The organism is Candidatus Saccharibacteria bacterium, from assembly GCA_017983775.1.
Taxonomy (GTDB): domain Bacteria; phylum Patescibacteriota; class Saccharimonadia; order JAGOAT01; family JAGOAT01; genus JAGOAT01.
The window spans coordinates 38,968-50,280 of the sequence record JAGOAT010000002.1 but is presented as its reverse complement, the minus strand read 5'-3'; the positions used below and the strand labels follow the sequence as shown (position 1 = coordinate 50,280).

Sequence of the window (11,313 nt, the reverse complement as noted above, 5' to 3'; positions counted from 1 at the left end):
GTCTATCTGCGTCCAGAAACAGCTGGATCAATCTTTACCAACTATGAACTCGTCCGAGAAACTACTCGCTCCAAACTACCTTTTGGTATAGCTCAAGTCGGTAAAGCCTTCCGCAATGAGATTAATCCCCGCGACTTCATATTTCGTGTTCGCGAACTAGAACAAATGGAGATGCAATACTTCATTCATCCAAACATTCAAGACCAAGCTTACCAGGAATGGCGAGATTTTGCTTGGGACTTTTTAGTTTCAAGGATGGGCATTAATCCAGCACGTCTCAGTTGGCACGAACATGGAGATGATGAGAGAGCTCACTACGCAGCAGCAGCTCATGACATCTACTTCCATTTCCCCCATGGCAAAAAAGAACTCTGGGGAACTCACAACCGAACTGACTTTGATCTCAGTAGTCATATCAAAGAGAGTGGTCAAGATCTCAGCTACTTTGATCCAAATGACTCTAGCCGTTTCGTCCCTAACGTAATAGAGAGCTCAGTCGGAGTTGGCAGACTAATGATGGCTGCTATCACCAATGCTTATGACCAAGAAGAAGTTAATGGTGAGACTAGGACTGTACTTAGACTTGCCAAAGCTATCGCCCCGATCAAAGTAGCAATCTTACCCCTAAGCAAGAAGGAGCCTCTTACCGACCTTGCAAAGCAGTTATTTAAAGAAGTTAGTCAATCTGGCCTAATGGCAGAATATGATGAGACGCAGAGCATTGGTAAACGCTACCGTAGACAAGATGAGATAGGTACACCCTTATGTGTGACTGTCGATTTTGAGTCCCTAGAAGACCAGGCCATTACTATCAGGGATAGGGATAGCATGGAACAAATCAGGATCAAAATAGCCGACCTAACCTCCTATATTCAAGATCAATTCCGATCTTAATCAAATATACAGCAACCGTCTCAAGCCTAAAGAAACATGACACTTGGTTCTTATATCCACTCAAAACAAAACCTGTTCGCTTGGGAGTCATAGATTATAGATCTAGAATTGTTGTTATTGTGATAAATCATATATATAGATATGATGAGAAGTAATAGTGAAAGTTATATACTGTAAGATACAGTCAAAGGTATGGGTTTTGTTTTCGGGAGTATAGTTTCGTCCCTGGAGCCCTCCCTTGTATTATCATCCCCGAAGCCCCTCCTCTCTCGTCATCCTCCGATTGTTCGTAGAACAATACGGGGGATCCACCTCTACTGACATTTAGCTAATCACTTGATGCGAAACGTTAGATCTCCATAAATCCTTACAGGATTTTGGCCAACTGACTCTGGATAGTATCTATCTTTAAAACCAAGGCAAAGCCAAGTAAACCCCACCAACGCCAACCAACCCCAGGGTCGATCCCATTACTAGTGGTGCAAACTCAAGCCGTTGGTTTAAGCGTAGCTTCTCATGCTTGGTCAGAAAATAACCAATCACCAAACCAATCGGGAAAATCCGATAACCCCCACTGTTAACCATCCATACTAATCCCAATATCTGATATAAGGCAATCTTGACTATCATCTCCAAATCAGAATCATTGATTGGGTGTTTACTCATTAGGACTACTGATTTGCTGGCAAATTTCTAAGTTGCTTATAGACAATAAATAATCCAAGCATCAGACTAAGTATTCCTACTAGGCTTAAATTCTTAGTAAAACCAGTCTGTGGTAAAGATGCAGGTGGAGCGATACTAAAGGCAGTCGAATCAGTATTGTTTTCAAGTGTAGTCTCAATATAACCTTCAGGAGCGGTAACCGAAGCCTGATTGACTATCTCGCCACTTGCGCTACCTGACAAAGTCCCCACTACTGAATAAGTTACTGAAGCACCATTCAGCATATTGCTAACCGCATTTATTTGATTACCACTACCACTCGTATCTAGACATACCGCATTAGCACTAGCAGTACATGTCCAGCTAACTGCAGTAATCACTTCCGGAACATTGTCGTTCATTGTAGCGCCTTCGACATCGTCGGGGCCATTATTGACCACCACAATAGTGTAGGTCACTATACCACCGGCAGTTGGTTGAGCCGGATCATGAGTCTTGGTGATAGCTAGGTCAATTTCTTTTGGTACTACAAAACTAACAGTATCTTTATTGTTCGCATAAGTTACTTCTTCTCTGCCTTTTTCCGCTACTTCAACTATGTTGATAATTGTTCCAGATGTATCTTTATCTACAGTAGCAACTACATCAATTACCAATTTCTGATTGACCAACAATCCGATATTTTGATCCTCTGTCAGAATACCCGTATAGTTGCTAATAGCTGGATTAATATCACAAGTGTTTTCTGGATTTTTAAATACACAACTAACGGATCCAGGCTCTACTGTAATTCCTCCTGGAAATTGGTCTTTGATCGTAATATTCTTGGCTTCGTCAGGACCAAGATTAGTGACAGTAATTCGATAAGTAAACTTTTGCCCTCTAGCTAAAGTCGCACCATCAGCCTGCCCCACTATCTCTTTGTTTACCGCGATATCAATACCTGACGCATAATAACCAAAATCAGCTGTTAAATTCTCTGGATTTCCGGCGGTCAAATTAACCCCATAACAAGTTTCATCCTTGGAGTAATTATCAGCAGACTGGTCACTTCCCATGACATGAAGATAATTCTCGATTGAACTACCAGTCCTATCAACTATTACATAATACGTTTGGTCTAGAGCTAACTCATCAAAATAATACGTACCATCATTGGCTGTAGTGGTGGTACTAAGTGGAGATGAGGCTGTAGTATGACTACTACAAACACCTTGATAGAGCTTAACGGTTACTCCAGCAACACCAGTCTCTAGTCCATCATCGAAGATACCATCTCTATCTAAATCTATCCAGATCTGATTACCAATTCTCCCAGCATAGTATCCAAAATCAGCAGTTAGATTGGTTGGATTTGCAGTTGTAAGATTTACCTCGTAGCAACTGTCATCCTTGGAGTAATTATCAGCAGACTGGTTTGAGCCAACTGACAAAGTATAGTCATTGATCACACTATTACTTGTTTTGTCTACAATTACATAGTAACTTTGATCTACTGGTAGTCCATTGAAATAATAGGTTCCATCAGACCCTGTTGTAGTAGTGGCAATTGGAGTAGATTGGGCTGTATTACTAGAACAAACACCTTGATAGAGCTTGACCACTACCCCAGGGATACCTGGTTCCCCTGTATCAAATACTCCGTCACGGTCTAGGTCATTCCAGACTTGATTACCTATTCTTCCTGGATCACAATTGGACTGATTGATGATTTCTATACTATCACTGACGCTGATTGTAGTACCATCGGCATCAACCACTGCAGTGTTATCTGCTGAGGTAATATCACAATTATCTGGGACTATTGTACGATAACAAACTTGAGGATTATTAGTAGCCTCAAAAGTCAACATCACAGGTATAGTATTAGTCCAACTAGTACCATTATTACTATCTGCTGCAGTCACCTCTACTCGCAAGCTAGAATAAGTCGTGCTATTGATTCCACTTAGATCTAATTGATTACTAGCTGGTAATGTAATATTCTGATATCCAGATATTGGATTATTGTTAACATCATAGACTGTAACAGTATAACTAACAGTAGCAGGAACACCAGATCCTGGCTCTAGCACGGTCAAACTATCCCATCCCTGAATATAATTGTCACTCTTACCATCACAGTAGAAATTATCTGGGTTAAGGTCTAATTCAATAGTTTCGGATATCGAGCTACAGGGACTTGCTCCTGTCTCTGCATCAAAGCTCCAAAGGTACCCTTCATCCCCCAACCCCCACATACATCCACTTACTTGGTCGTAATCGTAACCGTAGTCCTGAGTATTACCAAAAGTCGGAGTAGCACTTAGCTGGCTAGGATTGACGTTGCCAAAAGTAGCTATCCCTGCTGGTAATCCGGCTGTTCCGAATCCTGCACAAGGCTGAGAATTGGTAAAATCATAGCAAGCGACTATCCCAAGACCTTGGGTTTCATCATTGTTACTAGGATACTGATCACTACTTCTGGTAGCAAAATAGGTCCTATTAGCACCATTGAGATTGATATTAATCTCTTCTATCATCAACATTCCATTCACACCCTGACTACTATTGTTGACCATACTGCTAACTGCGGGAATACTGCTATAGCTTGCCCAAAAGGCTTCAAGGCTAGATTGAACCGATGTGTTGATGTAGGGTGTATTACTGGTTGGTGAATAACAATAAGTCGGGTATTGATACCCAGCTGGATTGTTAATATCTTGATTATACTGAGCTAGGGTAGATGTACAGACACTATCTACGCTACCATTTGGTAGATATACAGGATAAACTGAATAATAAATCCAGGTCTGTGCCCCGGCTGCAAAATTGGCTGTAGCAGTTGCGTTAGGTAAGATTGCAGTCGAACTATATCCTGCGCAAGCAGAATTGGTAGCAGTATCAAAGCAACCAAACTCAGGAGCACTCTTAGTGCCACTGATCTGGAAATTGATTGTAAAATAAATCTTTGTTCCTATTACTTCATAGGGTACGTACAGTTCCCCCTCACTCTGGATGGGGTCATTTAGATAAACTCCGGTGGTATTGATCTGAACTCCGGTGGTATTAGCTACTCCAGTAGTTGTGTTGTAGCTATGCATATAGAGCTTGCCATTACTATGACGAACGAAGAAATAAAGCGTGTCCCCCACTACCGCAGGACCCTCGATACCAGCATGGTGGTTTTTATTTGCATTGGCATAAGTATACCAAGGAGCATCAGCACTAATTTGAGTATAGGAATTGGTAGTGCAATCTACCCCGGTAGCGAGATCTAAACAACCAACACCTACATTGCTACTAGCTTCCTGATGAACTGCATAATAAAACTTGCCATTTATAACTGCCTGCTGACCTTCTGGAAACCACGAAGTCTGCACTCCAACGCCTGTTAGGGGCGTATATAGTCCAGTAGTATAATCAAAACTAGTATCAGCACAATAATCGCCAGAGTTGACATCAAAACAATTAATGATACCAGTAGCATCGCCATCTTCCCAAGAATTGTGATGGTAAATATTGTATACCCTATAAATATCTCCGCTGCGATAAACAATAGGCAAATAACCATCCCCATGAGTGACTGACTTGTCTTGATTGACAGAAGCAACTGGTGCGGGTATCAGACCATTGATACCTGTGGAAGGAGAGGTAATCCTGTTACCGGTAGCTTGCAATGAATTTACACTACTAGCTGCTGGCTCTGTAGGACTATAGCTACTACCACCATTTGTCGAGTAGCCTTCCTCCCAACCAAGAGGAACATCTAGGCTCCCCCCTACATATTGTTGTCCACCAATAATATCATCCGTGATAGTAACGGGATCAACGATACTGCCTGTATCGTTGCCATATTCAATAATCCACTCTAATTCACCACCAGCATTTACGGTAGTGGTAGTATAATCAGGATTACCGTTAACAATTGGATTGACATCCTTGCTCAATGTTTGATTGTTGCTAGTCTGCTGATTTAGACCACTGACTGAAGTAATATTGACTGCTCCAACTATGACCAACCCTAACCCTGCCAAGGTAATAATTGACTTCCTTGTCCCTAGCTTACCAAACAAATTCAACTTTTGTATCATTACTCCACCTCTATTTAATAATAGCTTTACTTTTTAGTTTTTATTTTCACGCATTGCTTTGTGAACGCTACCCTCACGATAGTTAATCTTAGATTATCATAAGCACTTAGGTCTATGCAAGTCTATTCTTGTTTAATTTCTTATTGGTCTTACTGACAACTGTCCTTAATATTAAGCCGAGACTGATTATTACACCAAAATACTTAACTAAAAGTCCAATTAAGGGCAAACTGTAAGCTAGACTAACCAATAGAGCTATACCCAATATCTCCCATATTTGGAGATTACGATTAGCAACCTTATTTGCGATGATCTGGATAATTATCACTGGAGTTAGGGTCAAAGCCAATATCCAGATAGCTATAGCTAAACCAATGAATGACCAGCCGATAAACGGCATGATCCCAGCTAACAAAACTAATGGCGAGGCTATGGATGCCAAGAATCCTACACCCAAACTTTTCAAGGGATCTCCACTCCGGGAGTCAAGGGCTTGATATATTGATACCAAATAATACTTCACAAACATAAATAGCAAAGCGAAACCAATAGCCCATCCAAGAATTGCCCCGGATTTCATAAAAACTCTCTTTGCCGCATTATTTGCTTTCGGCTCTGACTCGACCATTGTCAATTGGTTATCTTCTATATTTGCAGATTCAGAAATCTCAGATTCTTTGTATTGCCCCTGGATCTTGCCAACCTTTGCACTATCAATAATCTCCAGACTATCTACGCGTAAATTTGCTTGGTCAACTTGACCGCCTAATAATAATCTAGAGCCTGCAAAGAAAATATTCTTAACCTTCCCCTGAATATCCAGACCTTCTCCAGCAGCTATTACAGAACCACCGATCATTGATCCTATTTGCATAGTAAAATATTGACCAAGACTATAACTACTACCCTGTACCTCTCCGGCATAATCAATATCTCTAGCCAGAAGATGCATGTTGCCCTCTACCTGACCATCCAAATCTACAGTTTCTGCCATACCATAAACACTACCCTCTACCACCCCGGTAATCTGAACCTTCCTAGCCATTATTATTAAATCCCCTTTGATGTATTGATCAACCACTAATTCTTGACCTACTTTAACCACTGGCCCTTCCAGGACTACTGTATCTACCCCCTGACTATCATCAGACTTTTCCTCAGCTTGAACAGGTCTAGCAGAACCAACGAAGAATCCCCCTACTACCAAAACCCCAAGCAGTCCTAATAGCAAATATTTATTGAAACCCTTAATCATTCTATACCTCCATTTTATAGATCATTTTGATTGTAACACAATAGGCAAAACCTCACACCCTTATCTAGTCTTTGTTTGAGACTAAGCCTTGAGTCTTACCAATAATCCAATAGACAAATCCTAGCATTCATGTTAGGATTTACTCTATCAACTATTCATAATAGTTGAGTTTTTATGCGGGCTCGTGGTGTAGAGGCCTAACATGCCTCCCTGTCACGGAGGAGATCGCCGGTTCGAATCCGGTCGAGCCCGCCAGAACATATTGAAAGTGCAATTAATACCCGATAAGTCAAGGAGCTTACTGGATATTAATTGCACTTTTTTATTACTGATAAAAAGTCTACGCTAAACCGATATTACACCCTATAAAATGTCGCGGACTGTCCGCGGTTGTTGGCTATCTCTCAGATTAAGATTGTCGCGGACTGTCCGCGACTTTTGATGATAGTTGACTATGTCAAGAGTGGTGAAAAATGATTTTTACTTGGCTTAGGCTCTCTGAAGATAGTCACCAGAACGAGTATCGACCTTGAGCTTGTCACCTACCTTGATAAAAAGGGGTGCATTGACACTGATACCTGTCTCCATCTTGACTACCTTGGTAGCACCGCTAGCAGAATTGCCCTTATCAGCACCTGGAGCTTCTACCACCTCGAGGATCGTATTATTGGGCAATTCAAAACTCACAATTGCTTGATTATAAATATAAGCCTCCAGCTCTGCCCCTTCTGGGAAATACTTCAGGACATCCTCTGACTCTGATTTCCCTACCTGATATTGATCAAAAGTAATTGTATCCATAAAGCTAGCATTCTCTTGATCGCTATACAAATATTGAATCTTTTTGCGTACTACGTCAGCTGGAGCAATCTTCTCATCATTTTTATAAGTCCTATCTAGTACTTGACCGGTGGCGAGATTTTTGACCTTGATTCGAACTGTTGCTCCGCCCCTACCCAATTGAGCGTGATGATATTCGACCACTCGATGAGGAATTCCATCCAAATCTATCAAAGTATCCTTCCTGAGATCAGTAATTGAATACATCTATGCTTATTGATTTACTACGTATGGCAAAAGTGCCAAGTGTCTGGCACGCTTAATAGCATCTGCTATCTTCTTTTGTTGCTTGGAAGTAACACCTCTACGTCGAGTATCAATCTTGCCTGTCGGGGTTATGTACCTCTGTAGATTCTTGATATCCTTATAATCAACTTTATCTCCTGATTGTCTTGCTATTTGAGCTTGATCAGAAACCTGATCATCTACTTGTACCTGGGTATTATCTACTTGATCACTCATATCTTCTCCTCTATCTTACTAACTAAAATGGAATATCATCTAGATTAACTTCACTGCCTTCATCGATATCTTGAACAACACTAGAAGATTGGCTAGACGGACTAGAGACACTGGGGTTAGCTGATTGGCCACCTCCGTCCATAAAAGTTACATCACTAGCAATGATTTCAGTCTTTTGACGCTTATTACCATCTTTGTCCTCCCAATTCCTAGTCTGAAGCCTACCGATTACCATAGCTTTGCGTCCTTTACCGAGATACTGATTACAAATCTCACCGAGTTTACCCCATACAACAATATCATGGTATTCTACTTCATCCCTCTGCTCACCAGCATCAGTCTTCCAGCTACGATTGGTAGCAATACCAAATCCTACTACAGTCTTGCCAGATGGAGTAGTCCTGAGCTCAGGATCTCTAGTCAGATTGCCGACAACAATTGCTTGATTAAAGCTTCTAGACACTACTTATTTTCCTCTTGTCTGGTTACTAAGAATCTCAGAATCTCTTGGTTGTAACGAAACTTGGTTTCTAGCTCCAAAATATCCTTGGGATCAATTTTGACATAAAAGAAGTAATATATACCCCATTCATGTTTTTTGATTGGATAAGCTAGCCGACGCTTACCCCACTCATCGACATCTACGATCTTGCCACCCAATTCCGTAATACTGGCCTCTACCTTGGATTTACTATTGGCTACTACTGCCTCCAAGTCCGGACTTAGGACGATTGCTACTTCATATTTTCTTTGCATGCTCGTATTATACCAGCCTAAATCGATTTCATCAATCCTAATTATCACTGATTCAGATAAAAACAAAACGTAGTCATGAAATAAGATACTCTGAGCAATTTAGTTACTGCCCTGATCGGAATAAGCCAAGTATCACAAATACTCATATACCCAATTAGTTAGCTGGTACCCTGGGAGGGAATCGAACCCCCGACGCTCTCCTTAGGACGGAGACGCTCTTCCTCTGAGCTACCAGGGCAACCAAAGTCTCCCAATTTCTACCCTATCACATCTGATAATTGTAAGCAATCTGTGATATTATCAAGCTATGAGCCCAGAGGAAAAGAAGACACTAGACAAAATTGTCACTTGGATCAATTATAGTCCAAGATTTGAATCTGAGATTATTAGCTTTTGCCAAAAAAATCAACTTGACTATACCCCTGGTGTACACAATGCCTTAATCGAATCTAAGCTAGTCGATGATAACTCCCTCATTCTAGCCTGGACAGAAGAAGCGATTAGGATCAGGCACCGTTCCCCTTTGCAGCTTAAACAAGCCTTGACCAAAAAACGTCTCAGCTCCGAATTAATCAAATTAGCGATTGATTCTATCGAGCAGATATGGATTGAGCAAAGTCTAATCACCCAGATTAATTTACGCAACCTAGAGAATACCCCATCGACCTACCAAAAACTCCTTAGGCGTGGCTACAGTTATCAGTCGATCAAATTAGCGTTCGAAAACAGCTCGCCAACCAATTAGTCCAACCAACCCCCAAATAATCAAAACTAATAATAATCCCATATACCTCCATTCTCGCTCTTATTAAACTAGTTATGATTATACATTAAGCTAACCCAAATACAAAAGCAATTCGTCATCCTGGACTTCTTTCGATATCAATCTAAAAAGATACTACATGGGATGGATTATCTGTATTATTTGTTTCTAGTATATCTGGATATCCGAAGATTAGCTCTGAGTATGGTGGATATAAATACAAATACAAAATATTGATTCCCTCATAATTCCCTTCGGGTTTCAGAGGATGACCCTACTCCGTCATATTCCAAAATCCCGCAGGTATTTATGGGATATCTAGTATTTTGCATTGTCTAATTCAATAATAACAGGAACCCCGTATTTCCTTGCGAACAATACGGGGGATGACGGGGCAGGAGAGGGTTTTGAGGGATGCTACAGTGGGCTCAGAGAATAGCAGAAGGGTTAGCAGAGTCTCGGAAGGTGAGAATATAGGTTTAGCGATTTCTCGGATAATAACGGAAATAAAATGGGGACTAGAAAGTTAAGTACGATTTTAGACAATAATTTTACCATCAAGGATTTGCTTAATCTGCAAAGCATCAATTCTTCGCTCTCGATACAGCAGACGATTGAACAAGCTAGGCTTGAGGCTAATGGCACTAAGATCAAGACCCCAGCTATCAAGTAATAGGTCTTTACAGACCCCATGCTTTTTGCCAGTATCATCAAACACCGGAAGTCCTACCATGGTCAAACTTTGCTCGATCAAAGATTGGTAACGAATTAAATCTTCTATTTCAGAGATGTCTGACTGACTTTTGATCAAAATCCTTTTGGCAATAATCTCAGCAATATCCTCCACTCTCAGGTAGAATTGATCTTTGTGAGACTGAATCTTAAAAAGCTTAACCCTCAGCGTCTTTGGGTCAAAAATTAGACCGTTAGTCCAGGCTACATATTTACCCAAAGACACATCAAAAACCGGCATCTTAGTGATTTTACTTGCCCAAATCTGCATAGATCCAAATACTATTTGATTAATAGTGCTTTGAATACATCAAAGATTCATCTACACGGAAATATTTCTGCTTATCTGCTTCACTAAACCACAATGCTACTTCATTTGCAGCCTCTGTAGGGTTCTCGCTAGCATGAAATAGATTATGGATAGCTCGCCCTTCAACATTAGCTACTCCTGGGCTATCGACTGAAAAATCTCCCCTAATCGTACCCATTTCTGCCTTAAATGGTAATGTATGGCCTGCTAGTTTTCTAATCATGTCGATTGCCTGTACGCCTTCAACAACCATACAGACAACAGGTCCTGAAGTCATATAGCCCACCAAGGTTTCTGCAACTTGCCTCCCGACTTGACTCCTATCGGAAGTACCTAAAAATTCAACTGGATCTAAATCATATTCCTCAAAAGTCCCTAGCCCTTTATCCCCCAGACGATCTACCCAAGCCTGATCACTCATTGGATAATGCTTACGAATCATGTCCTCATCAGCAGTCATCATTTTGAGTGCTACTATTTTGAGTCCAGCAGTCTCAATCCTTCTAATAATTTCTCCAGACAACCCACGTTTAACACCATCTGGCTTAATCATGCAAAAAGT

General features: G+C 40.9%; 11 protein-coding genes and 2 tRNA genes. 3 read left to right on the top strand and 10 right to left on the bottom strand.

Translation table 11 applies throughout. The annotated features are described in order from the left end of the window. Window positions 1-894, top strand: an 894-nt coding sequence (locus KA531_00545; protein ID MBP6005384.1) for a glycine--tRNA ligase, incomplete at its 5' end; no start/stop codon positions are given. A 408-nt stretch (window positions 895-1,302) separates the two neighbouring features. On the opposite strand, the gene KA531_00540 is transcribed toward KA531_00545, so the two are convergent. The 3 genes from KA531_00540 to KA531_00530 all read right to left on the bottom strand — a co-directional run bounded on the left by KA531_00540 (window position 1,303) and on the right by KA531_00530 (window position 6,888). Next, complete coding sequence (locus KA531_00540) at window positions 1,303-1,560, bottom strand: hypothetical protein (GenBank protein MBP6005383.1); 258 nt, start codon at window positions 1,558-1,560, stop codon at window positions 1,303-1,305. A 5-nt stretch (window positions 1,561-1,565) separates the two neighbouring features. Beyond that, window positions 1,566-5,633 carry a DUF11 domain-containing protein gene (locus tag KA531_00535; GenBank protein ID MBP6005382.1) on the bottom strand — a complete coding sequence of 1,356 codons (4,068 nt, stop codon included), beginning with the start codon at window positions 5,631-5,633 and terminating at the stop codon, window positions 1,566-1,568. Window positions 5,634-5,745: 112 nt separating this feature from the next. Next, a complete protein-coding gene (locus tag KA531_00530) occupies window positions 5,746-6,888 on the bottom strand; it encodes a hypothetical protein (protein ID MBP6005381.1) in 1,143 nt (380 codons plus the stop codon). 178 nt (window positions 6,889-7,066) lie between these two features. On the opposite strand from KA531_00530, the gene KA531_00525 reads away from it, so the two are divergent. Next, window positions 7,067-7,143 (top strand) — tRNA-Asp (locus KA531_00525). Between the two features lie 234 nt (window positions 7,144-7,377). Here the strand turns inward: KA531_00525 and efp are convergent. The 5 genes from efp to KA531_00500 form a co-directional block, all read right to left on the bottom strand. Beyond that, window positions 7,378-7,935 carry an elongation factor P gene (gene efp, locus KA531_00520; GenBank protein ID MBP6005380.1) on the bottom strand — a complete coding sequence of 186 codons (558 nt, stop codon included), beginning with the start codon at window positions 7,933-7,935 and terminating at the stop codon, window positions 7,378-7,380. A gap of 6 nt (window positions 7,936-7,941) precedes the next feature. Beyond that, on the bottom strand, window positions 7,942-8,190 hold the full coding sequence (gene rpsR / locus KA531_00515; protein ID MBP6005379.1) for a 30S ribosomal protein S18: 249 nt from the start codon (window positions 8,188-8,190) through the stop codon (window positions 7,942-7,944). A 22-nt stretch (window positions 8,191-8,212) separates the two neighbouring features. Next, window positions 8,213-8,653 (bottom strand): single-stranded DNA-binding protein, encoded by a 441-nt coding sequence (gene ssb / locus KA531_00510; protein MBP6005378.1) that lies wholly within the window; start codon window positions 8,651-8,653, stop codon window positions 8,213-8,215. Continuing rightward, window positions 8,653-8,946 carry a 30S ribosomal protein S6 gene (rpsF, locus tag KA531_00505; GenBank protein MBP6005377.1) on the bottom strand — a complete coding sequence of 98 codons (294 nt, stop codon included), beginning with the start codon at window positions 8,944-8,946 and terminating at the stop codon, window positions 8,653-8,655. Before rpsF ends, ssb begins: the two co-directional genes overlap by 1 nt. A 163-nt stretch (window positions 8,947-9,109) precedes the next feature. Further along, window positions 9,110-9,184, bottom strand: a tRNA-Arg gene (locus KA531_00500). A 69-nt stretch (window positions 9,185-9,253) separates the two neighbouring features. On the opposite strand from KA531_00500, the gene KA531_00495 reads away from it, so the two are divergent. Beyond that, window positions 9,254-9,691, top strand: coding sequence for a RecX family transcriptional regulator (locus tag KA531_00495; protein MBP6005376.1), 438 nt, complete (start codon window positions 9,254-9,256; stop codon window positions 9,689-9,691). A 556-nt stretch (window positions 9,692-10,247) separates the two neighbouring features. On the opposite strand, the gene KA531_00490 is transcribed toward KA531_00495, so the two are convergent. Together KA531_00490 and KA531_00485 are read right to left on the bottom strand one after the other, a co-directional pair. Beyond that, window positions 10,248-10,682, bottom strand: a complete 435-nt coding sequence (locus tag KA531_00490; protein MBP6005375.1) for a hypothetical protein — start codon at window positions 10,680-10,682, stop codon at window positions 10,248-10,250. Between the two features lie 49 nt (window positions 10,683-10,731). Further along, window positions 10,732-11,304 (bottom strand): nucleoside-diphosphate kinase, encoded by a 573-nt coding sequence (locus KA531_00485; GenBank protein MBP6005374.1) that lies wholly within the window; start codon window positions 11,302-11,304, stop codon window positions 10,732-10,734. Window positions 11,305-11,313: the final 9 nt, after the last annotated feature.

Excerpts from the sequence above, each read along its gene's own strand:
- efp (MBP6005380.1), bottom strand. The coding sequence starts at position 7,935 with ATGTATTCAATTACTGATCTCAGGAAGGATACTTTGATAGATTTGGAT.
- rpsR (MBP6005379.1), bottom strand. The coding sequence starts at position 8,190 with ATGAGTGATCAAGTAGATAATACCCAGGTACAAGTAGATGATCAGGTT.
- KA531_00530 (MBP6005381.1), bottom strand. The coding sequence starts at position 6,888 with ATGATTAAGGGTTTCAATAAATATTTGCTATTAGGACTGCTTGGGGTT.
- KA531_00535 (MBP6005382.1), bottom strand. The coding sequence starts at position 5,633 with ATGATACAAAAGTTGAATTTGTTTGGTAAGCTAGGGACAAGGAAGTCA.
- KA531_00495 (MBP6005376.1), top strand. The coding sequence starts at position 9,254 with ATGAGCCCAGAGGAAAAGAAGACACTAGACAAAATTGTCACTTGGATC.
- KA531_00485 (MBP6005374.1), bottom strand. The coding sequence starts at position 11,304 with ATGATTAAGCCAGATGGTGTTAAACGTGGGTTGTCTGGAGAAATTATT.
- KA531_00490 (MBP6005375.1), bottom strand. The coding sequence starts at position 10,682 with ATGCCGGTTTTTGATGTGTCTTTGGGTAAATATGTAGCCTGGACTAAC.
- rpsF (MBP6005377.1), bottom strand. The coding sequence starts at position 8,946 with ATGCAAAGAAAATATGAAGTAGCAATCGTCCTAAGTCCGGACTTGGAG.
- KA531_00540 (MBP6005383.1), bottom strand. The coding sequence starts at position 1,560 with ATGAGTAAACACCCAATCAATGATTCTGATTTGGAGATGATAGTCAAG.